Source organism: Planotetraspora sp. A-T 1434 (assembly GCF_025420585.1).
In the GTDB taxonomy this organism is placed as follows: domain Bacteria; phylum Actinomycetota; class Actinomycetes; order Streptosporangiales; family Streptosporangiaceae; genus JAOEGB01.
The window spans coordinates 172,419-193,950 of sequence record NZ_JAOEGB010000014.1 but is presented as its reverse complement, the minus strand read 5'-3'; the positions used below and the strand labels follow the sequence as shown (position 1 = coordinate 193,950).

Sequence of the window (21,532 nt, the reverse complement as noted above, 5' to 3'; positions counted from 1 at the left end):
CCGCCCATACCGCCAGGCCGATGATCACGGCGAATATGGCGACCATGGCCAGCAGGATCAGCGCCAGAGTCCTGCCACCGGTCGGCTTGTCCATAACAGGAAAGTTTAAAGGGCCCCCCACCCCGGTGGGTGGAGGGCCCAGTGGATCAGCGTCCGACCGGCTCCGAGGTCCGCTCCTCCTCGCTGTCGCCCGCCGCCGGCGCGATGCTCGTCGACCGGCGCTTGGAGACGACGACCGCGCCCACGACGACGGCCACGGCGACGACCGTGGCGCCGATGCGGACCGCCGGGTTGTCGGCGTACGTGACGACCGCGGGGGCGATCAGCAGCGCGACCAGGTTCATCACCTTGATCAGCGGGTTGATCGCGGGGCCGGCGGTGTCCTTGAACGGGTCGCCGACGGTGTCGCCGATGACCGTGGCCTCGTGGGCCGCCGAGCCCTTGCCGCCGTGGTGCCCGTCCTCGACCAGCTTCTTGGCGTTGTCCCAGGCGCCACCGGAGTTGGCCAGGAACACCGCCATCAGCGTGCCGCAGGCGATCGCTCCGGCCAGGTAGGCGCCGAGCGGCGCGTACCCGAGCGCGAAGCCGACAGCGATGGGTGTCAGCACCGCGAGCAGGCCCGGAGTGGCCAGCTCCCGCAGCGAGTCACGGGTGCAGATGTCCACCACGCGGCCGTAGTCCGGCAGCTCCGTGCCGTCCATGATTCCCGGCTTGGTCCGGAACTGCTCGCGGACCTCGTAGACGACCCGCCCGGCCGCTCGGCCGACCGCGCTGATGGCCAGGCCGGAGAACAGGAACACCACAGCCGCGCCGATGATCAGGCCGACGAGCACGTTCGGCGCGTCGACGGACAGGCTGAAGTGGGAGAACGAGCCCAGCGCGTCCTTGACACCCTGTGACGCCTTGCCGAGCTCGCTCTCGACCGCCGTGCGGAAGGAGCCGAACAGCGCGGTCGCGGCCAGTACGGCTGTCGCGATCGCGATGCCCTTGGTGATGGCCTTGGTGGTGTTGCCGACGGCGTCCAGGGAGGTGAGCACGCGGGCGCCCTCGCCCTCCACATCGCCGGACATCTCGGCGATGCCCTGGGCGTTGTCCGAGACCGGCCCGAAGGTGTCCATGGACACGATCACGCCGACCGTGGTCAGCAGGCCGGTGCCGGCCAGGGCCACGGCGAACAGCGCCACGGTGACGTTGCCGAAGCCGAGCAGGAAGGCGCCGTAGACGGCGGCGCCGATCAGCAGGGCCGAGTAGACCGCGGACTCCAGGCCGACCGAGATGCCGGACAGGATGACGGTGGCCGGGCCGGTGAGCGAGCTCTCGCCGATCTCCCTCACGGGACGGCGGTTCGTCTCGGTGAAATAGCCGGTGAGGATCTGGATCGCGCTGGCCAGGACGAGGCCGATCAGCACGGCGCCGATCGCGATCAGGCGCGGGTCGGAGCTGAGCGCCTTGATCTCCGTGCTCGCCCCCGAGAGCTGGGCGAAGCTCGACGGCAGGTAGGCGAAGGCCGCGCCCGCCACCAGCACGGCGGAGATGCCCGCCGAGATGAAGAAGCCGCGGTTGATGGCCGACATGCCCGACCGGTCGCCGCTGCGCGGGGCGGTGGTGAAGATGCCGATGATCGCGGTGATGACGCCGATCATGGGAACGATCAGCGGGAAGACCAGGCCCTCGGTGCCGAAGGCGGCCTTGCCGAGGATGAGGCTGGCGACGAGCATGACGGCGTACGACTCGAACAGGTCGGCCGCCATTCCGGCGCAGTCGCCGACGTTGTCGCCGACGTTGTCCGCGATGGTGGCCGCGTTGCGCGGGTCGTCCTCGGGGATGCCCTGCTCGACCTTGCCGACCAGGTCGGCGCCGACGTCGGCGGCCTTGGTGAAGATGCCCCCGCCGACACGCATGAACATCGCGAGCAGCGCGGCGCCGAAACCGAAGCCCTCCAGCACGTTCGGCGCGTCGCCCTTGTAGACGATCACGACGATGGCGGCCCCGAGCAGGCCGAGGCCGACGGTGAACATGCCGGCCACACCACCGGTGCGGAACGCGATGCGCATCGCGACCTTCTCACCGGACTCGCGGGCGGCCGCCGCCACGCGGACGTTTCCGCGGACGGCGAGCCACATGCCGATGAACCCGGTCAGCGCCGAGAACACCGCGCCGACCACGAAGAAGACCGATCGGCCCACCGCCACGCTGGTCGAGTCCGACGGCAGCAGGAGCAGCAGGAAAGGAATGATGACGACAAATACCGCAAGCGTTCGGAATTGCCGCGTTAGATATGCGGCGGCGCCTTCCTGTACGGCTCGCGCGATGTTCTGCATGCGCTCGGTGCCCTGCCCTGCGGCGAGCACCTCACGGACAAGGCCGCCTGCGACGGCGAGAGCCAGCAGGGCGACGGCCGCTACGACTATGACAAGCGTGAGATGAGAACCGCTGAGAGCTACCGCTGTTGGGGCAGACATCCGTCCTCCTCGGCCAGACGGGGTTGGTCCTGCCCGGAGGGCGCTGCTGACGATGTCTCTACCGTGGCCTAGCGGCGCACTTCCGGGTGATTGGCAGTGCCGCTTCCGGTTGCATCCGCAATACCTTGGCCGGTGCCGGGAGTCTACGCAGCGACGCGGCGGATATGAAAGGCCCTTCGGGCCGCTAATTAGGGCGTCGTCCAGTAATGGACCAATGTTTGCCCGGCTTTGTTGGTGGTTTGACCAGGCGAGTCAGGAGCGCTCGCCCTCCTTACGGCGGGACCGAAATCAGGTTTTTGGATCGAGTGCCACTCACGGGGGGCGGCACCCGATCTCCGTTAGACCGCGCTGGGGAGCGCGGGCCAGCTCATCCTGATCCGCATGCCCTTGGGCCCGGGGTAGACCTCGACGTCGTCCGCGAGTCCCGCGATGACCGCGATCCCGAGAGCGCCCATCTCCTCGGGCATGAAGTTGCCGTTCGCCTCCATCACGTGAGGCTTCAGGTCCTCGCTCGGGGCGGCGTCCGTGACGGTCACCTCGAAACGGCCCGCGTCATCACGTAACTCGATGCGAACCGGCTCCCCGGGGCAGTGGAGGCGGTGCGCCTCCACTGCCCGTGAGCACGCCTCCCCGACGGCGAGCCGCACCTCGTCCAGAAGCGCCTCCGCCACACCGGTGCGCCGGGCGATGGCCGTCGCGACCAGCCGTGCCGTACGCACGTGTGCCGGCAGAGCGCTGAACGTCAGCTCGACGGTGGCCATGTTGGCTCCTCGGCCGTCACTTGTCCCGGCCGTGGGCTTCCTTGGCCTCTTCCACGGAGGCGTAGATCCCGAAGACCTTCGTGAGACCGGTGATCCGGAAGATCTTCAGAATGCGCTCCTGCGTGCAGACGAGCTCCAGGGACCCGTCGTGCGCCCGGACCCGCTTGAGCCCGCCGACCAGCACGCCAAGGCCGGTCGAGTCGAGGAAGTCCACCTTCTCCATGTTCACGAGGAGGTGGAAGTTGCCCTTGTTGACCAGGTCGATCAGCAGCTCACGCAGTCTGGGCGCGGTGTAGACGTCGATCTCACCCTCAACATCCACGATGGTGAGACTGTCCTCGGAATGGTGGTCCAACTTCAGATCCACAGATCCTCCAGCGCCTTACTTGCGTAGGTCTCGATGCGGGTCGTGCATCCTGGTGAACGACGACCCTGACGCGCGGCATTCAACCACGCGCCGACTCCGTGTCTATACGAAATCACGACTCCGGGCGACTCTCCCCGCAGATGCCAGACTGGAAACCAGTGACTCCGTCTTCTTCACTCTCACGCCGAACAGGCCCACTCCTCGCCCGCCTGCTCGCGGTCCCCGCACGCCAGCGGCGGGTCACCCATGTGGAGCATGTTCCAGCACGTCAAGCGGGTCAAGTCCGGTGGCCGGATTGGGCCCCTGAACTGCTCAAAAGCCGTCTGGCGAATCAGGGCATTCCGGGCCTTTGGCAGCACCAAATCGAGGCGGCCGAGCACGTTCACCGTGGCCAAAACGTGATCATTGCCACAGGCACCGCCTCTGGAAAATCTCTGGCGTACCTGCTTCCGGCGGTCACGGAGATCTTCTCGGGTGGCACGGTGCTCTACCTGACCCCCACCAAGGCGCTCGCCGCCGACCAGCTGAGAGCGGTGAGAGGGCTGAAGCTGGCCCAGGTCCGGGCGGCGACCTTCGACGGGGACACGCCGGTCGAGGAGCGCCAGTGGGTCAGGCAGCACGCCAACTACATCCTGACAAATCCGGACATGCTGCACAGGTCGATCCTGCCGCGCCACGGCTCGTGGTCGTCATTCTGGCGGCGGCTGCGGCTCGTGGTCGTCGACGAGTGCCACGGCTACCGCGGCGTCTTCGGTTCCCACGTCGCCCAGATCCTGCGCCGGCTCCGCCGTGTCTGCGCCAAATACGGCTCCCAGCCGACCTTTCTGCTGGCGTCCGCGACGGCGAGCGACCCGGCCGTGGCGGGAATGCGGCTGACGGGCCTTGAGATGGCCGAGGTGACGACGGACGCGTCTCCTCGGGGTTCCACCACCTTCGCCCTGTGGGAGCCCCCTCTGACGGATCTACGGGGCGAGGGCGGCGCCCCGGTCCGGCGTACGGCGACCGCCGAGACGGCCGACCTGCTGTCGGATCTCGTCATCGAGGACGTCCGGACGCTGGCCTTCGTCCGCTCCCGGCGGGCCGCCGAGACGGTCGCCCTCACCGCCAGGCGGAACCTGGAAGAGGTCGACGGCGGGCTCGCGGACCGGGTGGCGGCCTACCGGGCCGGTTATCTCGCCGACGACCGCCGCGTCCTGGAGCGAGCCTTACGCTCGGGCGAGCTGACCGGGCTGGCCACCACGAACGCGCTGGAACTCGGCGTGGACGTGTCGGGCCTCGACGCCGTCCTCATCGCCGGGTGGCCGGGCACCCGCGCCTCGTTGTGGCAGCAGGCCGGCCGGGCCGGACGCGCCGGACAGGACGCCCTCGCCGTGCTCATCGCCCGGGACGACCCTCTGGACACCTACCTCGTGCACCACCCGGAGGCGCTTTTCGGCCGGCCCGTGGAGGCAATCGTCCTCGATCCGGACAATCCGTACGTGCTGGCGCCTCATCTGTGCGCCGCCGCCTCGGAGATCCCGCTCACGGACGACGACCTGGAGATCTTCGGCTCCTCCGCGCCGGAGGTGCTCGACGACCTGGTGGACCAGGGGCTGCTGCGCAAGCGGGCCACGGGCTGGTTCTGGACGAGCAGGGAGCGCGCCGCCGACCTCGCCGACATCCGGGGGTCGGGCGGGCCCCCCATTCAGGTGGTCGAGTCGAGCACCGGGCGGCTCCTGGGCACCGTGGACGAGCCGTCGGCCCACACCAACGTCCACACCGGCGCGGTGTACCTGCACCAAGGCGAGACCTTCGTCGTCGAGACGCTCGATCTGGACTCCGGTGTCGCCTTGGTCGATGCGGCGGAGCCCGACTACTCCACCTTCGCCCGGGATGTGACCGACATTCAGGTCATCGAGTCGCTGCGCTCCCAGCCCTTCGGCCCCGGCGAGCTGCATTTCGGCACGGTGGAGGTCACCCGCCAGGTCGTCTCGTACCTGAAGCGGCGCACACAGAGCGGGGAGGTCCTCGGCGAGGAGCCGCTCGACCTGCCGCCCAGGACCCTGTGCACGCGGGCGGTGTGGTGGACGCTGCCCGACTCCGCTCTCGCTCCGCTGGAAGGGGTCGATCTCGGTGGCGCCGCGCACGCGGCCGAGCACGCCTCGATCGGCCTGCTCCCGCTGTTCGCCACCTGCGACCGATGGGACATCGGCGGCGTGTCCACCGAGCTTCACCCGGACACGGGGCTGCTCACCGTCTTCGTCTACGACGGGCACGACGGCGGGGCGGGCTTCGCCGAACGCGGCTACGCCCGGGCGTCCGACTGGCTCGGCGCGACCCGTGAGGCCATCGCCTCCTGCGAGTGCGAGCGCGGCTGCCCGTCCTGCATCCAGTCGCCCAAGTGCGGCAACGGGAACGAACCCCTCGACAAGGCGGGGGCCCTCCGCCTTCTCGGCGTGCTGCTCGGCTACAACCGGGCGTCCTCCTCGTAGACGTCGTGCGCCGGCTGCCTGGGCGGCGGCCCGTCGAGGTCCGGGACGGGCTTGACGGCCTGTGAGGGCTTGACGGCCTGTGAGGGCTTGACGGCCTGTGAGGGCTTGACGGCCTGTGGGGGTCGCCGGGCGAGGATGACGGCGGGACGGCGGGCGGTCGCCGTGGCCGGACGGCTGGGGAGGGGTCCGGAAGTGGGAGCCTCCTCCGTGTCCGTACGGCGCCGCATCCACGTGCCTATGTGGATCCCGAGAAGCAGCAGGACCACGGCCACCGCGATGAGGATGCCGTAGTTCAGCCCCCCGAGCGCGGACGACTCGGCGACCGGGCCGGCGGCCCGGGTCTTCGCGGGGGCTGCGACCTCCGGAGAGGCGTAGCCGCTACCATCGGCCACCTTGGGCAGCTTCAGCTCGGTCTTGGGGACCTTGGGGAATGGGGCGGGGATGCGCGCGGGGACGGACGGCGCAGGAGCCACGGACCCACCGTCCTTGGGGTGCGGCGTGGCGGTGGCGGTGGGCGTGGGCTTCGCCAAGGCCGGGATCTTGACGTGGGCGGCCGAGACCGGAGAGGCCACGGTGCCTCCCCGCCCGTCCGGACGAACCGCCCGGACGGAGAAGCCGACCTGGTGCCCGGCCGCTTTGGCGGGCACCGTCAGGGTGGCCCGGCAGGCGGACCCTGAGCACACGGCGTCCGCCGGGAACGCGCTCGCCTTGCCGCTCGTGGAGATCTCGTAGGACCGCAGGTCGGGCTCGGTTCCCTTGACCCATGACACGACGACCTCCGCCTTACCGCCCTTCTGGCCGCCCTTCAGCCGGGCTTCGACGCCTGACGGCGCGGCGGGCGGCCGGCTGAGGATGAAGGTGGAGGTCTTGTAGGTCTTCTGGGTGACCTCCCCGAACAGGCTCACGGTGAAGGTGCCGTTCGGGGCGACACCCGGGTCGAAGGAGCCGCTGATCGTCTGGCCGGCGCCGCCTCCGCCGATCTTCTGGCGGGAGACGGACGGACCCTCGACGTACAGGCCCATGCTGAGTTGGAGCAAGTCGGTCTTGGCCGACACCGTCACAGGCCCGGAGTCCCTGATGACCTGGCCGTCGGAGGGAGACAGGATTTCGCCGTCCGCCGCGCTCGCCGGCGCCGCCAGAGCGGACGCCATCGCGAAAGGCACCAACACCGCCGCGAAGGCCAGCCTGCGAACCGTCGTCAGCATGCCATCCCCTTCCTTGGGCCCATTCTTGGACGTGCCGTCCAAGAAGTCGTTGATTCTACGGCGAGATCCTCACCAGCGGACAGGAAGCGTGGTGAGCCCCCGGACGATGGAGCCCGTCTGCTTCCAGGTGAGCTGTTCGGTCGGGCAGGCCAGCTCGATGGCGGGCAGCCTGCTGAGCAGGGAGCCGAAGGCGATCTGCCCTTCCAGGCGGGCCAGCGGCGCGCCGAGGCAGAAGTGGATGCCGTGGCCGAACGCCACATGCCGGCTGTCCTCGCGGGTGATGTCGAGCCTGTCGGGATCCGCCAGCACGGCGGGGTCGCGCCCCGCGGCGCCGAGCGAGACGTGCACCATGCTGCCCTTGGGGATCGGCGTGCCCGCGATCTCGAGGTCCTCCATCGCGATGCGGATGGAGGACCTTTCCACCGGTCCGTCGTAGCGGAGGAACTCCTCGATGGCCGGCGGAAGCAGATCCGGCCGTTCGCGGAGCAGGGCCAGCTGGCCCGGATGGCGCAGCAGCGCCGCCATGCCGTTGCCGATGAGGTTGACCGTGGTCTCGTGACCGGCGATCAGCAGCAGCGAGAGCAGCGACAGGAGCTCGTCCTCGGTCAGCAGCCCGTCCTCGTCCCTCGCCACGAGCAGGGCGCTGATCAGATCTGTCTCGGGCTCGGCACGCCGAGCCGCGATCATGCGGCGGAAGTAGTCCCACATGTCGTGGCCCGCCTGCTTACGCCGCCGATGGATCTCCTCGGTCAGGTCGGGGGTGATGAGCAGGGTGGACCATTCGCGGAAGCTCTCCCGGTCCTCCGCCGGAATGCCGAGCAGTTCGCAGATGACGATGATGGGCAGCGGGAATGCGAACTCCTCGATCAGGTCCGCCTCACCCTTGGAGACCATGGCGTCGATCAGCTCGTCCGTGATCTCCTGGACCCGTGGGCGCAGATCCTCGACCCGGCGCGGCGTGAACGCCTTGGAGACCAGCCGCCGCAGGCGCGTGTGATCCGGCGGGTCCGACGTCAGGAGCGAGGTGCCGAAAAGGATCTTGTCCTCCGCTGCCCGTGCGCGGAACCACTCTCCGGCGTTGCGCATGTCCTTCGACAACCGGGGATCCGCCAGCGCGGCGCGACCGTGCGCGTAGTCGATGACGAGGAACGAGTTCGTGCCCGGCGGTAAGTCGATCGGGTGCACCGGCCCCTTTTCCCGCAGGTCCGTATACAGAGCGTACGGATCGGCGCCGAACTGCGGCGAGAACAGGATTTCGATCGGGATTTTCTCCGGCACGGTTTCGTCCCTTTCTGGAATGCTTCAGCAAGATCCACCTCAAGTATGACCGGATTACCGGCTTTTATGGCCCCCTTCAGATCTCCGCGGTGACCGGACCCGCCCTCGCGGTCGCGGAAGCGGTATGGAAACCGAACCGGACGGAGACGGAGACGCTCACCGTGCCCCCAACGACGGAGCAGAAGTCGACCCGGGCGCCGTTCGCGGCCGCCACCGTCTCCGCCCGCGCGCAGGCGTCCCGCGGCGCCGAAAACGCCCTGGCGGCCGCCGCGAGCGCGCTGAGATCGGCGGCGTTCTCCGCACGGTGACGTGCCACGCGGGCGGCGCCGACGAGGACGACGGCCATCGTCATCGCCCAGATCATGGCCATGACGGCCACCATCCACACCGTCGCCGATCCCCGCTCCCGGTCGCGCGGCGGCATCGGCCTCATCGGAACACCCCCGGTTCAGTCGCGGACACGGCCGAGGCCCTCACCTCGACGGCGGGAAGCATCGGACCCCAGCGCGGCTGGACGGCCACGGAGACATCGACGCGCGTAACCTCCGCCCCCGGCGAGACCACGACTCGCGCGCCTCCGGGAGCCGCCCTGACGACGGCGGAGCGCACGGCCTCTGGGGCCTCACCTCGGGCCGCGGCCCGGGCGCCCGCCCGAGCCGCGTCCACGCATTCCAGATGAGCGCCGACGACCGCGATCACCCATAGCGAGGCGGCCAAGACCACCACCAGGGCCGGAAGCGCGACGGCCGTCTCCGCCGTCACCGACCCGCGCTCGCGTGTCACTCGCTCATCCCGCCAGCTTGAGCGCCTTCTGGATGAGTGCGGCAAGCATCGACCTGACCTCCGCACTTGTGACGATCTTGAAAAGCAGGGCGGCGAACCCGCAGGCGGCGATGGTGCCGACGGCGTACTCGGCGGTGGACATACCCGCCTCTCTCCGTGTGCGGGCGAGCAGCGTCCACTGCACCCCCGCCAAACGAACTCGGGAACGCACGGCGAGAACCAGCCGCTTCACAGGGGTGACTGTCAATGTGGTCATCGGGCCCTCCTCGGGGCGGACCATCCGCCCGTGGGCCTCAGGCTGCTGGATTCGGCGCCTCCGTCCGCGAGGCCTGCACCGATCTGTGGATGGGACCACCGCCTGTGGATTACGTGAATGCCCAGATGATCCGCCGTGGAGCCGCACCACAGCCACCCTCTCTGTCCACAGGTGTGGATAAGCCTGTCCACAGTCACGGGAGGAGGATCTGGGCGGCCAATCCGGCGACCACCGGGACGATGCCCAGAAACACGAACGCCGGGAGGAAGCACAGGCCCAGAGGCGCGACCGCCTGCACGCCCACCCTGCGAGCGGCGGCGGCGGAAGCGGCACGGGAGGCATGACGCGCGTCGTCCGCGAGCCGCGTGAGGACATCGGCCACGGGAGCCCCGCTGCGCGCGGCCCGCATCATGGTCCGCGCCAGAGACGCGAGCGGCGGCTCATCGGCGAGCACCGCCCATGCCGCCTCCGGATTGGCGCCGAGCCTCACCTGGGCGCCCACCCAGGTCAGCCGCTCTCCCAGAGGACCTCCGACAGCCTGGGCGGCCGTGTCGATCGCCCCGCTCAAGGGCTGACCGGCGCGCAGGCAGGCGACCATGAGATCGGCCGCGAACGGGAGATCGGCCGTCAGCCGTTCCCGCCGACGCCGGACGTCGGCGGGCTCCCGCCGGTTGATCACCACGTACGCGCCGACGCCGAGCAGCCCTCCCACCGCGAGCCCGGGAAGTCCGCCCACCACGAGGAACCCGGCGAAGCCCACCGGCACGGCGACGATCACCCCCGGCGGGGGAGCTTTCCGGTCCACGGCGCCCCTGGACGCATCCCCGGCCGCCCGTGAGCCTCGAACCACGCGTGAGCCTCGAACCGCCCGGAGCCGCTCTTCTGGGGACACCGGAGCCGGCCAGGCCCAGACGGCCAGCGCGGTCAGCACGGCGGCGAGGGAGATCACGGCCCCTGCCCTCGGGTGGTCGGCCCTTGGGTGGCGGGCTCCTGGGTGACCGGCGATCCTTCCGCTCGGGCGACGAGGCGGTTGGTCCACCAGACTCCGGTCGCGTTGAGGGAGAGGCCGACCACGAGGCAGGCGAAGCCGGCAGGACCGCCCAGCAGGAAGGACAGCGGGTTCATTCCGAGGCCGGCCCCCATCAGGAGACCGAGCACGGGCAGCCCGGCCAGCATGCGGGCGGTCGCCCGGGGGCCGGCGAGCTGAGCGGCCAGGTCCTGCCGGTGTGCCTCGGCCTCGCGAAGCGAGCCCCCCACCCGCTCGACAAGCGCCGCCAGACCACCTCCCACCGTCACGCTCACCCGCCAGCAGGCGGCCAGCCGTACGAGGCCCTCGCCGCCGAGTGCCGGGGCGGCGCGGAGGAGAGCGGCAGAGACATCGCCCCCGTCCCGGGCGATGGCGGCCACCGGCGCCAGTACGGCCGGATCAGGGGCGCTCACGGACAGGACGGCCCTCGCCAGCGCATCGCCCGGGGTCTTCCCGGCGGCGAGCTCCGCCACGATGATCTGGCACAGTTCGATGGACGCCGCGCGCCAGGCAGCCGCCTTGGCCGCCGGTCGCGGCCGCTCGGGGAGCAAGCGAGGACGCGGTCGGCGGCTACGCGTTCCGATGAGCTCCGCCAGCCTCACGGCGGCGGCGCCGGGCGCGGCCCATACCCAGACGGACAGCGCCGCCGCCAGGGCGGCTACGGCTACCACGGGGCCTCACCCTCCAGCGGCGATGGAAAACGGGCCCTCAACGCCTCGAAGGACGGACCAGGGATCATGCCACCTTGAGGTGCGAACGTCAGTGCGGGGAGCGCGACGACCAGGCCGGACGACTCCCGTTCGAGCAGGCAGATCTCCGCCACCCGGCGTGGCCCGCCGCCCGGGCCTCGGACGAGGTGGACGACGACGTCGAGGGCGGCGGCGATCTGGCTGTGGACGGCCTCACGGGAGAGCCCGGCCGCGCAGGCGAGGGCCTCCAGACGGGCGGGCACGTCCGTCGCGTTGTTGGCGTGCAGCGTCCCGCATCCGCCCTCGTGGCCGGTGTTGAGCGCGGCCAGCAGGTCGCTGTAAGTCGGAAAAACACCAACACTGCGGGCAGCCGTCTCCGCAGGTCAGTGCGAGTCTAACGATCCGGTCTCCACGGAGGTCCAGGTAACCCCGAACGGTACATGATCCGTCTACGGAGACGACAAGTCAGCCACCCCCCGGAGTCACAAGATGGCGTACCAGCAAGGCCCCCAGGATCCACGGCAGTGGCAGACCCAACCGGGCCAGCAGCCGCAGCAGCCCTACGGCCCGCCCCCGGGGTACGGCTACCCGCCCGCCCGGCCGCCGAAGAAGTCCAACACCGGACTCATCATCCTGGCCGTCATCGGCGGCGTCCTCCTGCTGCTGTTCGGCGGATGCGCCGTACTCGTCGCCGTCGGCGCCAGCACTTCGTCATCGGCCGGCGGGAACGCCGACACCAAGGCGATCGCCGACCGCGGGTCCATCGTGCGGGACGGCAAGTTCGAGTTCTCCGTAAAGGAGGCCGTCCGGGCCGAAAGCATCGGCTCCGGGCTGACGGAGCAGAAACCGCAGGGCGAGTACATCCTGGTCACCATCACGGTGACAAACATCGGCGACGAGGCTCAGCACTTCGCCGGCTCCGCGCAGAAGCTGATCGACGCGGCAGGCCGCGAGTACGAGGCGGACACCGGCGCTGCGATCTGGCTGAAGGACTCCAAGAGCCTTTACGAGCAGATCAACCCGGGCCTGAAGGTGGACGGGACGGTGGTGTTCGACGTCCCCAAGGGCCTCAATCCGGTAGCGATCGAGTTGCACGACTCGATGTTCTCCGGCGGGGTTCGGATTTCACTCACCTGAGCCGCGCGGGGTCCGCTCGCCGGCTTCTCACAACAGAAAGGGCCGCTCCGCTACGGCGGGGCGGCCCTTCTGCTACCGGGCGACGCCGTCGAGCGTTCTTCGTGGCTTTCAGCCGGTTCTCGGGAGTCATCTGGCCTTCAGGGTCGACTTTGGCGAGGTGGCAAGCGTCACCGGTTCACAGCCCAAGAGGTCTAGTCGGCAGGGAGGCTCAGCGTCGTGAACGAGTCGAACCGGACGGTGCGGGTGGTCTCCTCCACCCAGAACATGCAGAACACCACGTGGCCGTCATGCAACGTTCTGGGGATGCGACCCCGCCACAGGTTCGCAGCCTCGAACACACGCTTCACCCCCTGATAGGGGGTGGTGTGACGGTCAAGCGCCCAGTCCATGATGGCCGCGTGGACGTTTTTCAGGACACCCGAAGCCGGATTGTTCCGTTCCCAGATTTCAAGGGCCTCCAATAAGCCCTCAAGCTTGTATTTCGCCTGCTCAGGCACGGGCCGCCAGCCATGCGCGTATGTCTTCCATGCTGTCCGCGCGGCGCGGCTGGTCTCGCCGCTGCAGGGCCCCTTCCACGAGGCGGGCAAGGTCGGCGGGGTCAGGCTGGGGTTCGTCCTCACCGTCTACCTGGCTGGCGAAGAACTCCTGCATCCACTCCAGTTCGATGCGGGCCTTTCCCCCGGGCTCCCGGTCGACGTTGGCCCGCTGCCAGGGGTCCTCGGAGTGGGTGAGGTTCTCCAAGTCCTTGGCGGTCAAGCCGCCGTACCGGCTGACTACGTAGGCGATCGTATTGAGCTCGGCTTCACCGAGTCCCGGTTGTGCTTCGACGGGTTCGCCGTACTTCTCGGCCCCCCAGAGCTGGCCGACGACGGGCCCCATGTCCCACGCGGAGACCGATTCCCTAAACAGCGGGCGGCCGAAGGCGGCCAGGTGGTGGCCCTGGGCGTAGTACAGCAGCTTGTGGAGCTTCTTGACGCCCATGCCGGGTTGCCGTTGGCGGAGTTCCGCGGCGATGGCGTGAGCTGAGGCAGGCATGGGTTCAGAATATGGTCCCCGATTGATCGACCGCAGGCCCGACTCCGACTCGTTCTGCTCGAACATACGTTCAACCGTGTCACGTGGGGCCGGGACCAGTCCAGACCGTGACAAAAGATTCCTGAGCATGCGAAGAGGCTCCCCTCGCCAGACCGGAACGGTATGTCTTGCATGCTGCGATCTCGACCGTACGCCGCGAGAGGAACCCCGTCACCGGGCAGAGCGGCAAGGTAACCGCCCTCTGACCATGAAGGTCATGCACGGGCGAACCAGCAGCATCATATGAACCAGTGACACAGCGCGGGTCTCAGCTCAGAGCCTCGTCGAGGTACGCCTGGACCGGCTGGAAGAACGGATAGGGGACGTGGTCCGCGACCGTGGCGCGGTCGCACCACTCGACCTCGGCGAGCTCTTCGGCGTCGGCAACGTGAGCGTCTCCGCTGAATACCTCGCAGGCCACGTAGATCATGCGGCGGCCGGTATTCGGGTGAATGCGCTCGCCCAGGTGCTTAATCGGGCTGACGACGAGGCCGGTCTCTTCGAGGGTCTCCCGCACGGCGGCCTGTTCCCCAGACTCGCCTGCCTCCACCGCTCCGGATGGAAACGACCACGACAGGCTGCCCTCGCTCACACGCCGGCGGATGAGCAAGAGCCGCCCATCCTCGACGATGACGGCGGCGGCGATGGCAGGTTGCTCAGGCTGGTCGTTCATGGTCCTCCTCGATGGCGTCGAGCACCGGGGCGTAAATCTGTTCGGGCGGGATGAAGCGCGTGAGGCTCGAACGTGGCGCCCAGATGACGCTCACATTCTCGTCAGGATCGCGGTTCGTGGCGTCACCTGCGAGGTAATCGCAAACGTAGTAGTCGCACAGGACGCCGGTCACGGGGTGGACGCGGCTGCCGAGGTGCGCGCGTACGGTGCAGTGGATCCCGGTCTCGGCGAGGGTCTCCCGTACGGCCGCGAGCTCGGGTGATGCGCCGGGCTTGACGACGCCCGCGACGAATTGCCAGGTGATCCCTGCTGTTTCGGCGTCGCGGCGGCAGACGAGCAGGACATGCCCGGCCTTAACGACGATGGCGATGGCGACGGTGAGCGCCTGCCCCTGCCCGGCCTCGGGGGCGGGGAGGTGCTGGTTCATGTGATGGGCGAAGCGGGCTCGTGCGGCGGCTGGGGCCCGCTCGTACGCGGTGTCCAGGACGCGCTGCATGTCCGCCCGGAGAACGACCTCAGGCCGGGCGTGCCAGGACGCGACGGTGCGCCGGGCGACGCCCAGTGAGGCGGCGAACTCTTCGCCTGTCATGCGCATCGCGGACTGGAGCGCGCACGCATGCCGTCCAGTCCAGCGATCTACGACGTCCACGTTCCCCGCTCCCGGGCCGGGCCTGGCCTTGATGTTAACAACCGGGTCTTACAAATGCACTGGCGATGCATTCGCAATGCACTCAGCGTGCATTGACGCATATCGAATGCAATTCCGGTGCCTCGTATTGGAGTAACACAGCCGATTGGCTAGAGACGGACACAAAGTGCCGTTGACCAGCACGTCTGTTGTGCCGCCTACGCCTGCTTGTCGTTCGGCTGCGGGCGCTCGGGAAGCGCAGCGTCAGGCATGCGGAGATACCAAGCGAGGACCTCATTGATGAGATTCGCCCGAGAGGTGTACGGGTCAACCGGGTCGGCGGGGAGACGCTCCCAGACCTCGGCATCGATCCGAACCGTGCGGCCCGGCTCCTGTGCGCGGTCAGCCGGCCGCGCCGGGAGTTCGGCGCCCGGCTTGCCGAGAAACCAGCCGATCAGTTCGTTGATGACCTTGCCGCGCACGGTTCCCCGCTGTGTCGCAATCCGGCCGAGCTCGTCCCAGTCGCCGTCGTCCACCCGGACGGAGCGGCTCGGGGTCTTCGGCTGATTCGGCACACGATCACGGTAGCGGTAGCCCGGTGTCACTGCGAGTTCCATCTTCTGTCCTCCCAGACGCTTGCAGGTGTGTTACACCCGACGTTATGGTGTGACACACCGGATGGTCAATGGACCGCCCGGAGGCCAGAAACGAAGACGGGCTCGCCAGGTGCGCCAACACCCGAACGAGCCCTAGATCACCAACCTGTCGTACCCAGGAGTGATGACTTGTGACCCAGATTAGCCCCACCCCCCGCCGCGAGGAGCCCAGCGAGGCCGCGTTCTCCGTCGCCATCGCCGCTGGCATGGCCATGACCGCCGAACTGGTCACTCTCACCGGCCCCGGCCACGCGCTCGACAAGGTCGGCACCACCCTGCTCACCACGCTGACCGAGCAGGAGCGCGGCGTTCTCGCCGCCGCCGTGACGCTCATCGTCGAGATGCGGAACACCCCCGACGACCTGTCCACCCTCGGCCACGTCGAGCCCGCCACGTGCCCGGACCCGTCGTGCCCCATCTGCCGGGGGGAGGCCTCCCGGTGAGCACCAAGCAGGCCGCCTCCGCGACCGCCGAGAAGCCGGCTCGCACTGAGTCCACCCCGATCACGGTGTGCCCCTCGTGCAGCGCCATGTCGTCCGCTGGTCACGTGTGCCGTGGACGGACCGTCAGGAGGACCCGGTGACCATCAACGACCCCGGCATGGATCCGGCCGACCTGCTGGCCGAAGCCCTCCGCCAGAACGGCTGCGACGACAACGCCATCGCCGACTTGCTGTTCGCCGCCTACCTCGACGCCCAGGAGAACGACCAGTGAGAGTCCAGTGCCCCACCTGCCCCCACACGGTGCCAGCCCCGACCGAGGAGTTCGGCCGCCGCTGGCTGGCCCAGTTCCACTGGTGCGAGGCCGAGGTGGACCCGGACAACGACCCGCGGAACCCAGAGGACGACGCCCACTCCGACCGCATGGAGTCCGACCGGAGGGCTCGATGAACCGCTGGTGGGAGAACTCGGTCGACCCGGACAACACGACCCCCGACGACATCGCCGCAGCCGCCGTCCAGGCCCGCGTCTACTTGACCCGCCTCGTCTGCGACCTCCCCCACGCCCAGGACGTGCCCATGGTCGTCGTCGGCGCCGCCGGCGGGCTGTGGGGCATCTACCCCGACCGCGGGGGGTGGGTCGCCCAGCAGGTCCGCCCCACCGGCGGCACCTGGGAGCCGATCCCTGACACCGCGGTCTGGTTGGGGGCTTCCGACCTGGAACCCGACCGCATGGTCGGCAACCTGCTCCACCCGCCCGGAGGTGCGTGATGACCCGCTGGGAGTACCGCGCCATCAACGCCCGCGACGCCGACCTGAACAAGCTCGGCGCGGACGGATGGGAGCTGACCGCCGCCATCTACAACCCGGACCGCATGTTCACGGTCCTGTACTTCAAACGCCCCCTGACCTGACCAGCCCAAACACCAGTTCCCCAGGAGGATCACATGCTCCACAACCGATGGGTCAAGGTCGCCGCGATCGCGTTCATCGCGTTCTACCTGTTCACCCGCCCCACCCAGGCCGGCAACACCGTCCAGGGCGCGATCGACAAGGTCCAGACCGGCGCCGACCGGATCGCCACGTTCTTCACCGCCGTCATGCACTGACCCGTGCAAGCCCCTCCACCAGTCCGACCGGAGCATGCCGTGCCAGCCGGGACCCGGGCGCAAGCCCCGGGCGGACACGTAACGCCAGACCCAACCTTGATCACCAGGAGTGAGCCCACATGAACACCCCGCAAGGAGACCTGCTCGACGAGCTCCGGTGGACCGTCACCACCTTCGGCACCTGCGCCAAGTCGTCCACCCCGGACGCGTGGTTCCCGCCGGAGCCGCCCCTGTGGGCGACCCCCCGGGCCAACGAGCCCGTCGACGTGCTGACCGCCCAGTGGGAGAAGGACGCTCGCGCCGAGTACGAGGAGTTCGCTCAGGCGTTGTGCAAGGGCTGCCCCGTGCAGGCCGAATGCCTGGAGCTGGCCCTCCGCGAGGAGGAGACCCTTCCCCGGTCCGAGATTCACGGTGTGAGCGGCGCCGCCGCGCCGTGGCAGCGGTGGCAGATGCGACGCAACCGCCGCCGCGCCGCCCAGCGTGCCGGAAAGGCGGCGGCGTGATGACCACCTACTACGACCACCGCGCCGAGCGGACCGCCGCCCAGGCCGAGGCCGACACCCGCCGCGCCCAAGCCGAAGCACTCCGGGCGGAGACCATGCTGCGCCTGGAGCGCGAGCGGCGCCAGATGGAGCGCGAGGACACCCAGGCCAAGCGGCTGGACAAGTCCGCCAAGACGACCGCCAAGAAGGTCCGGCGAGCAGAGCGGCGCGCCGCCAGCCGCCGCGCCGCGAGCGCGCTCACCAACGCCGTGAAGTCCCGCGGGCACTCGATCGTGGCTGCCGCCGCGATGGGTTCCCCCATGTTCATCGCCTGGGGCGGCCAGCTCGCCTTCGCCGAAGACGTCATGCACCTCGGCGCTGCGGCGTTCACCCTGCCCGTGGCGATGGAAGGCTCCGTCCTCTACAACGCGTACCTGACCCACCGCGCGATCGAAAAGCGGCTGCCGACCATCCGCTACAGGCTCATGACGTGGGTCATGGCGGCCAACGCCGCCGGGATGAACCTCTGGCACCAGGTCGACAAGGCCGCCACCACAACCGACCCGTGGGCGGGCCTGCAGGTGGGTGCCGTGTACGCCGCGTCATCCCTGCTCGGCATCGTCATGTGGGAGATGAAAGCGGCTCTCGACCGGCAGGCGGCGTCCCGCCGCAGCGGGGCGGAGATCCGCCGGGACCTGTGGCGGCGCCTGCGCTACCCCCGCATCTCCTGGGCGGCCGCGTCGATCCGGGCCGCGCAGGGCTCCACGGTGGAGGACGCGTGGACCGCCGCGTGGATCGACCGGTACGGGGTCGGCCCCGCCGCTTCCCGCCGTGACCGCCGCCTGGCCCGGAAGATTGTGCGCTATCAGTCCAAGGCCGACAAGGAGGCCGCGAAGACCGGCCGCCTGGGCATCGTGGACGGGGCGATCGTCGGCCGGCCGGTGCTGGACCTGGCGCCCGCCAGCCCGGAGGGCGACAAGGCGCTGGAGGAACTGCGGTCGTGGGACGGTGCCGCAGCGGCGCGGCGAGCCATGCGTCGGGCTTCCCTTGCGGTCCTCTCGGTGAGGTCCCCGGTGACCCCTGCGGAGGTCACCCCCGCGGTCACGGATGAGGTCATGGGCGGCGTCATCACCTCGCCGCTGCTCGACCTCCGTCCGGCGCTGCCCGAGACCCCGCGGGTGACCCCGTTGATGACCCCGAACGTGACCCTCGAAGGAGCCACCGAGCCGGTCATCAACGAGAGCGACGAGGCCACAAAGACGGAGGTCATGAGGGCCTTCTGGGACAGCGAGCGCGCCCACGGGCGCTACCCGCGGCCCATCGAGTTGGCCCGCCATGCAAATGCTGACCGCGGTCTAGCTTCCCGACTTCGCCGCGTGTGGGTTGAGGAGCTGTCTGGGTGGGAGAAGCGCCGGGCTCGTCTAACCCGTGACCGCGGCACGAACGGCCACCACACCCCGCTTGCCGATGACGTCCCCACGACCACGACGGAGGTGTCGTGATGCTCACCGCTGCCCTACTCGCCGTGCTGGTGCTCATCCTGACCGCCCGCCGCGCCCCCGCCCCGGAAGCCCGCACGATCGCCCAGATCTGGCAGGCCGTGCGCGCCCACGGGTGGAAAGCGCCCCTCCTCGCCGCCGGCGGCGTCACCGTCGCCCTCGCCCTGGCCGGGTGCGCGCTCCTCGTCGTGCTGTGCGGGGTCGCCCTCAAGGTCCTCGAAGCGGCGGCGCTGCTGGTCGCCTGCCTCGGCTGGCACATCTGCGACCTCATCGACTGGCACCCCGTCACCCTCCGGGAGGCGTCATGAGTGAGGCGACCGACCACACCCCTGAGCAGCCGAAAGGCGGCTCCGTGATCCGCGGTCCGTGGGTTCCCGACCGGCGTCCGGCCGACGCCCCGCCGCTGCCCGTCGAGGACGAGCACGCCGAGTTGGAGCGTATCGTCTACGAGTTCGAGGTCGTGGACGAGCCCCAGGCCCCTGCGCCCACGCTGCGCCTGCCGGCGACGATCGCGGGCCGGGTCATCGCGGTGCAGCCGTCACCGACCACGGTGAAGGTCGCCAAGGTGACCGCGTCCGTGGCCGTCACCGCAGGTCAGGGGTGGCATTCGTGGCTTGTCCGGGCGTGGGACGCCCTCACCCTGGGCATCCACCGCCGCCAGATCCGCGCCGCGGAGGCCGCCGGCGACCGCGAAGCCCTAGCCGAGTGGGTTGACCGCAAGGAGCGGGCCGTGGCCGCGCGCCGCTCCCGGCTGATGGAGTTGCCGCTGCTGGCTCTCAACGTCGCCAAGTTCCTCGGCATCTCGGTGCTCGGGGCGCTGGTGCTGCTGCTGGCGCTGTCGCTGACCGTGTGGGCTACCGGGGTCGGAGAGTTCGGCACGGTGTGGCAGGTCGCCGGCGGGGTCATCCGTCTGATCCTGACCGTGGTCACGTACGTGTGGCCGCTCCTGCCGGTCGCCCTGGTCGTCGCAGCGTGGCGGGAAGGCAAGCGCCGCGGCACCGCCGTGAAGTGGCTGGTCGCCGACGCCGACGAGCCGCAGGCGCGGGACCTGATCCCTGACGAGGGCGCCATCTTGAACGCCCTGCGCCACCTGGGGATTTCCAAGCTGGACAAGGCGTTCAAGGCGGGGTGGCGTCCCAGGTTCGTCCTGCCCACCGAGCGGGACGGCAAGGGGTACCACACCCAGCTTGAGCTGCCCCCCGCCGTGACCGTTGAGATGATCAACGATCGGAGGAAGGTCCTCGCGCACAACCTGGTGCGTTTCCCCGTCGAGGTGTGGGCGACCGAGCCGCGCAACCTGCCCGGCGTGCTCGACATGTGGGTCGCCGACCAGGGCGCCCTGTCGGGGCCGGTCGACGCATGGCCGCTGCTCAAGGACGGTACGGGCGACTACTTTAAGGGCGCCCCGGCGGCCGTCAACATCCGCGGCAAGCGCATCACGGGCCGCCTGTTCGAGGCCAACTACGCCATCGCCGGGATGATGGGCTCCGGCAAGTCCACGCTCATCATCAACCTGCTGCTGGGCGCGCTGCTGGACCCGCTCGTCGACGCTGACGTGTTCGTGATGGCGGTCAACGCCGACTACGACCCGATGAAGCCCCGCCTGCGGACCCTGCTCACCGGCACCGGCGAAGAGGTCGTCGAGGCCTGCCTGGGCACCCTCCGCGGGGCATACGACGAGCTCAACGTGCGTGGCAAGGCGCTCAAGGAGCACAACGCCCGCGCCGTGACCCGGGAACTCGCTGAGAAGGACGCCCGGCTCCGCCCCCGGATCATCGTGGTCGACGAGTGCCAGGCCTTGTACATGCACGAGGAGTACGGCGACGAAGCGGTCGAGATCACGGTGAAGCTGATCAGCGCCGCCCGCAAGTACGGCATCACGCTGATCCTCGCCACGCCGGAACCGTCCTCGACCTCACTGCCCCGCAAGGTCATGGCCGTGACCAGCAATAAGGCGTGCTTCGCGATCGGTGACCAGCAGTCCAACGATGCGGTGCTGGGCACGGGCTCCTACAAGGCGGGCATTTCCGCCGTCGGCTTGGAGCCCAAGACCGAGGAAGGCCCCGGCGACGTGGGCACGTTCATGGCCCGCGGGTTCGAGCCCAAGCCCGGACTGCTGCGCGGCTACTACGTGTCCCAGGCCGAGGCCGCCCAGGTCATTGAGCGGGCCCTGCGGATCCGGGAGAAGGCCGGCATCGGCCCGGCCGGGGCGGCTGCGCCAGCTCAGGAGCGGGACCTGCTGGCCGACCTGGATGAGGTGCTCGACTCCGAGCGGGTCCGCGTGGCCGACCTCCCGGCGATGCTGCGGAAGCTCGCCTCGGACTGGCGTCCCTACCAGGCCCTCACCGGCATCCAGCTCCGGGACATCCTGACGCGCGAGCACGGGGTGAAGGTCACGAACACCGGCAACGTACTGCGGCTCGACCCGGCCGACTTGAGGCACGTTCTCGCGCTGCGAGAGGCGGGTGAGTGAGACAGACCGATTGCCCGCGAGAGCCGCTCTGCGGGCCACTCAGGGCCGCTCAGCTAACCCGTA

Annotated in this window: 28 protein-coding genes; 12 read left to right on the top strand and 16 right to left on the bottom strand. The window is 69.6% G+C overall.

Annotated elements, in window-relative coordinates; all coding sequences use genetic code 11:
• Window positions 1-146: 146 nt before the first annotated feature.
• The 3 genes from N5079_RS20045 to N5079_RS20035 all read right to left on the bottom strand — a co-directional run bounded on the left by N5079_RS20045 (window position 147) and on the right by N5079_RS20035 (window position 3,590).
• On the bottom strand, window positions 147-2,462 hold the full coding sequence (locus tag N5079_RS20045) for a sodium-translocating pyrophosphatase (protein ID WP_261585464.1): 2,316 nt from the start codon (window positions 2,460-2,462) through the stop codon (window positions 147-149).
• Window positions 2,463-2,800: 338 nt separating this feature from the next.
• The gene (locus N5079_RS20040) at window positions 2,801-3,223 is read right to left on the bottom strand and encodes an ATP-binding protein (protein WP_261585463.1); all 423 of its coding nucleotides are present in this window, start codon (window positions 3,221-3,223) and stop codon (window positions 2,801-2,803) included.
• Between the two features lie 16 nt (window positions 3,224-3,239).
• The gene (locus tag N5079_RS20035; protein ID WP_203881757.1) at window positions 3,240-3,590 is read right to left on the bottom strand and encodes an STAS domain-containing protein; all 351 of its coding nucleotides are present in this window, start codon (window positions 3,588-3,590) and stop codon (window positions 3,240-3,242) included.
• 140 nt (window positions 3,591-3,730) lie between these two features.
• On the opposite strand from N5079_RS20035, the gene N5079_RS20030 reads away from it, so the two are divergent.
• A complete protein-coding gene (locus N5079_RS20030) occupies window positions 3,731-6,061 on the top strand; it encodes a DEAD/DEAH box helicase (RefSeq protein ID WP_261585462.1) in 2,331 nt (776 codons plus the stop codon).
• Here N5079_RS20030 and N5079_RS20025 read toward each other — a convergent pair.
• The 8 genes from N5079_RS20025 to N5079_RS19990 form a co-directional block, all read right to left on the bottom strand.
• On the bottom strand, window positions 6,037-7,266 hold the full coding sequence (locus N5079_RS20025) for a hypothetical protein (protein ID WP_261585461.1): 1,230 nt from the start codon (window positions 7,264-7,266) through the stop codon (window positions 6,037-6,039). The two genes, N5079_RS20030 and N5079_RS20025, sit on opposite strands and share 25 nt — an antisense overlap.
• A gap of 69 nt (window positions 7,267-7,335) precedes the next feature.
• The gene (locus tag N5079_RS20020) at window positions 7,336-8,544 is read right to left on the bottom strand and encodes a cytochrome P450 family protein (RefSeq protein WP_261585460.1); all 1,209 of its coding nucleotides are present in this window, start codon (window positions 8,542-8,544) and stop codon (window positions 7,336-7,338) included.
• 76 nt (window positions 8,545-8,620) lie between these two features.
• Window positions 8,621-8,977, bottom strand: coding sequence for an Rv3654c family TadE-like protein (locus tag N5079_RS20015; RefSeq protein ID WP_261585459.1), 357 nt, complete (start codon window positions 8,975-8,977; stop codon window positions 8,621-8,623).
• Window positions 8,974-9,327: a TadE family type IV pilus minor pilin gene (locus tag N5079_RS20010; RefSeq protein ID WP_410007809.1), complete on the bottom strand. Its 354-nt coding sequence runs from the start codon at window positions 9,325-9,327 to the stop codon at window positions 8,974-8,976. The genes N5079_RS20015 and N5079_RS20010 overlap by 4 nt, the downstream gene beginning before the upstream one ends.
• Window positions 9,328-9,331: 4 nt before the next feature.
• A complete protein-coding gene (locus N5079_RS20005; RefSeq protein WP_315967871.1) occupies window positions 9,332-9,583 on the bottom strand; it encodes a DUF4244 domain-containing protein in 252 nt (83 codons plus the stop codon).
• A 193-nt stretch (window positions 9,584-9,776) separates the two neighbouring features.
• Window positions 9,777-10,532: a type II secretion system F family protein gene (locus N5079_RS20000; protein ID WP_261585458.1), complete on the bottom strand. Its 756-nt coding sequence runs from the start codon at window positions 10,530-10,532 to the stop codon at window positions 9,777-9,779.
• Window positions 10,529-11,281: a type II secretion system F family protein gene (locus N5079_RS19995; protein ID WP_261585457.1), complete on the bottom strand. Its 753-nt coding sequence runs from the start codon at window positions 11,279-11,281 to the stop codon at window positions 10,529-10,531. Before N5079_RS19995 ends, N5079_RS20000 begins: the two co-directional genes overlap by 4 nt.
• Window positions 11,275-11,628: an ATPase, T2SS/T4P/T4SS family gene (locus N5079_RS19990; protein WP_410007811.1), complete on the bottom strand. Its 354-nt coding sequence runs from the start codon at window positions 11,626-11,628 to the stop codon at window positions 11,275-11,277. The genes N5079_RS19995 and N5079_RS19990 overlap by 7 nt, the downstream gene beginning before the upstream one ends.
• Before the next feature lie 160 nt (window positions 11,629-11,788).
• Between N5079_RS19990 and N5079_RS19985 the strand changes: the two genes are divergently transcribed.
• Window positions 11,789-12,436 carry a DUF4352 domain-containing protein gene (locus N5079_RS19985; RefSeq protein ID WP_261585456.1) on the top strand — a complete coding sequence of 216 codons (648 nt, stop codon included), beginning with the start codon at window positions 11,789-11,791 and terminating at the stop codon, window positions 12,434-12,436.
• A gap of 191 nt (window positions 12,437-12,627) precedes the next feature.
• On the opposite strand, the gene N5079_RS19980 is transcribed toward N5079_RS19985, so the two are convergent.
• The 5 genes from N5079_RS19980 to N5079_RS19960 all read right to left on the bottom strand — a co-directional run bounded on the left by N5079_RS19980 (window position 12,628) and on the right by N5079_RS19960 (window position 15,428).
• Window positions 12,628-12,933 carry a hypothetical protein gene (locus tag N5079_RS19980; RefSeq protein WP_261585455.1) on the bottom strand — a complete coding sequence of 102 codons (306 nt, stop codon included), beginning with the start codon at window positions 12,931-12,933 and terminating at the stop codon, window positions 12,628-12,630.
• Entirely contained in the window at window positions 12,926-13,471 is a 546-nt protein-coding gene (locus N5079_RS19975; RefSeq protein ID WP_261585454.1) for a Panacea domain-containing protein, read from the bottom strand. The genes N5079_RS19980 and N5079_RS19975 overlap by 8 nt, the downstream gene beginning before the upstream one ends.
• A 307-nt stretch (window positions 13,472-13,778) precedes the next feature.
• Window positions 13,779-14,183, bottom strand: a complete 405-nt coding sequence (locus N5079_RS19970; RefSeq protein WP_261585453.1) for an NUDIX hydrolase — start codon at window positions 14,181-14,183, stop codon at window positions 13,779-13,781.
• Window positions 14,167-14,772, bottom strand: a complete 606-nt coding sequence (locus N5079_RS19965) for an NUDIX hydrolase (RefSeq protein ID WP_261585452.1) — start codon at window positions 14,770-14,772, stop codon at window positions 14,167-14,169. The genes N5079_RS19970 and N5079_RS19965 overlap by 17 nt, the downstream gene beginning before the upstream one ends.
• Window positions 14,773-15,029: 257 nt before the next feature.
• A complete protein-coding gene (locus tag N5079_RS19960) occupies window positions 15,030-15,428 on the bottom strand; it encodes a hypothetical protein (protein WP_261585451.1) in 399 nt (132 codons plus the stop codon).
• Window positions 15,429-15,598: 170 nt separating this feature from the next.
• Here N5079_RS19960 and N5079_RS19955 point away from each other — a divergent pair, with 170 nt between their 5' ends.
• The 10 genes from N5079_RS19955 to N5079_RS19910 all read left to right on the top strand — a co-directional run bounded on the left by N5079_RS19955 (window position 15,599) and on the right by N5079_RS19910 (window position 21,469).
• Entirely contained in the window at window positions 15,599-15,910 is a 312-nt protein-coding gene (locus tag N5079_RS19955; protein ID WP_261585450.1) for a hypothetical protein, read from the top strand.
• Window positions 15,911-16,046: 136 nt separating this feature from the next.
• Entirely contained in the window at window positions 16,047-16,181 is a 135-nt protein-coding gene (locus N5079_RS19950; protein WP_261585449.1) for a hypothetical protein, read from the top strand.
• 29 nt (window positions 16,182-16,210) lie between these two features.
• Window positions 16,211-16,357, top strand: coding sequence for a hypothetical protein (locus N5079_RS19945; protein WP_261585448.1), 147 nt, complete (start codon window positions 16,211-16,213; stop codon window positions 16,355-16,357).
• On the top strand, window positions 16,354-16,677 hold the full coding sequence (locus N5079_RS19940; protein WP_261585447.1) for a hypothetical protein: 324 nt from the start codon (window positions 16,354-16,356) through the stop codon (window positions 16,675-16,677). Before N5079_RS19945 ends, N5079_RS19940 begins: the two co-directional genes overlap by 4 nt.
• Entirely contained in the window at window positions 16,677-16,820 is a 144-nt protein-coding gene (locus N5079_RS19935) for a hypothetical protein (protein ID WP_261585446.1), read from the top strand. The genes N5079_RS19940 and N5079_RS19935 overlap by 1 nt, the downstream gene beginning before the upstream one ends.
• Window positions 16,821-16,853: 33 nt before the next feature.
• Window positions 16,854-17,015 carry a hypothetical protein gene (locus N5079_RS19930; RefSeq protein WP_261585445.1) on the top strand — a complete coding sequence of 54 codons (162 nt, stop codon included), beginning with the start codon at window positions 16,854-16,856 and terminating at the stop codon, window positions 17,013-17,015.
• Between the two features lie 119 nt (window positions 17,016-17,134).
• On the top strand, window positions 17,135-17,518 hold the full coding sequence (locus N5079_RS19925; RefSeq protein ID WP_261585444.1) for a WhiB family transcriptional regulator: 384 nt from the start codon (window positions 17,135-17,137) through the stop codon (window positions 17,516-17,518).
• Window positions 17,518-18,999 (top strand): DUF2637 domain-containing protein, encoded by a 1,482-nt coding sequence (locus tag N5079_RS19920; protein ID WP_261585443.1) that lies wholly within the window; start codon window positions 17,518-17,520, stop codon window positions 18,997-18,999. Before N5079_RS19925 ends, N5079_RS19920 begins: the two co-directional genes overlap by 1 nt.
• Window positions 18,999-19,304 carry a hypothetical protein gene (locus N5079_RS19915; protein WP_261585442.1) on the top strand — a complete coding sequence of 102 codons (306 nt, stop codon included), beginning with the start codon at window positions 18,999-19,001 and terminating at the stop codon, window positions 19,302-19,304. The genes N5079_RS19920 and N5079_RS19915 overlap by 1 nt, the downstream gene beginning before the upstream one ends.
• A complete protein-coding gene (locus N5079_RS19910; protein ID WP_261585441.1) occupies window positions 19,301-21,469 on the top strand; it encodes an AAA family ATPase in 2,169 nt (722 codons plus the stop codon). Before N5079_RS19915 ends, N5079_RS19910 begins: the two co-directional genes overlap by 4 nt.
• The last annotated feature ends 63 nt before the right edge of the window (window positions 21,470-21,532 follow it).

Coding starts and splice junctions, on each gene's coding strand:
- N5079_RS20045 (WP_261585464.1), bottom strand. CDS start 2,462: ATGTCTGCCCCAACAGCGGTAGCTCTCAGCGGTTCTCATCTCACGCTT.
- N5079_RS20040 (WP_261585463.1), bottom strand. CDS start 3,223: ATGGCCACCGTCGAGCTGACGTTCAGCGCTCTGCCGGCACACGTGCGT.
- N5079_RS20030 (WP_261585462.1), top strand. CDS start 3,731: ATGCCAGACTGGAAACCAGTGACTCCGTCTTCTTCACTCTCACGCCGA.
- N5079_RS20025 (WP_261585461.1), bottom strand. CDS start 7,266: ATGCTGACGACGGTTCGCAGGCTGGCCTTCGCGGCGGTGTTGGTGCCT.
- N5079_RS20015 (WP_261585459.1), bottom strand. CDS start 8,977: ATGAGGCCGATGCCGCCGCGCGACCGGGAGCGGGGATCGGCGACGGTG.
- N5079_RS20005 (WP_315967871.1), bottom strand. CDS start 9,583: ATGACCACATTGACAGTCACCCCTGTGAAGCGGCTGGTTCTCGCCGTG.
- N5079_RS19985 (WP_261585456.1), top strand. CDS start 11,789: ATGGCGTACCAGCAAGGCCCCCAGGATCCACGGCAGTGGCAGACCCAA.
- N5079_RS19975 (WP_261585454.1), bottom strand. CDS start 13,471: ATGCCTGCCTCAGCTCACGCCATCGCCGCGGAACTCCGCCAACGGCAA.
- N5079_RS19970 (WP_261585453.1), bottom strand. CDS start 14,183: ATGAACGACCAGCCTGAGCAACCTGCCATCGCCGCCGCCGTCATCGTC.
- N5079_RS19965 (WP_261585452.1), bottom strand. CDS start 14,772: ATGACAGGCGAAGAGTTCGCCGCCTCACTGGGCGTCGCCCGGCGCACC.
- N5079_RS19960 (WP_261585451.1), bottom strand. CDS start 15,428: ATGGAACTCGCAGTGACACCGGGCTACCGCTACCGTGATCGTGTGCCG.
- N5079_RS19940 (WP_261585447.1), top strand. CDS start 16,354: ATGAACCGCTGGTGGGAGAACTCGGTCGACCCGGACAACACGACCCCC.
- N5079_RS19935 (WP_261585446.1), top strand. CDS start 16,677: ATGACCCGCTGGGAGTACCGCGCCATCAACGCCCGCGACGCCGACCTG.
- N5079_RS19930 (WP_261585445.1), top strand. CDS start 16,854: ATGCTCCACAACCGATGGGTCAAGGTCGCCGCGATCGCGTTCATCGCG.
- N5079_RS19925 (WP_261585444.1), top strand. CDS start 17,135: ATGAACACCCCGCAAGGAGACCTGCTCGACGAGCTCCGGTGGACCGTC.
- N5079_RS19920 (WP_261585443.1), top strand. CDS start 17,518: ATGACCACCTACTACGACCACCGCGCCGAGCGGACCGCCGCCCAGGCC.
- N5079_RS19915 (WP_261585442.1), top strand. CDS start 18,999: ATGCTCACCGCTGCCCTACTCGCCGTGCTGGTGCTCATCCTGACCGCC.
- N5079_RS19910 (WP_261585441.1), top strand. CDS start 19,301: ATGAGTGAGGCGACCGACCACACCCCTGAGCAGCCGAAAGGCGGCTCC.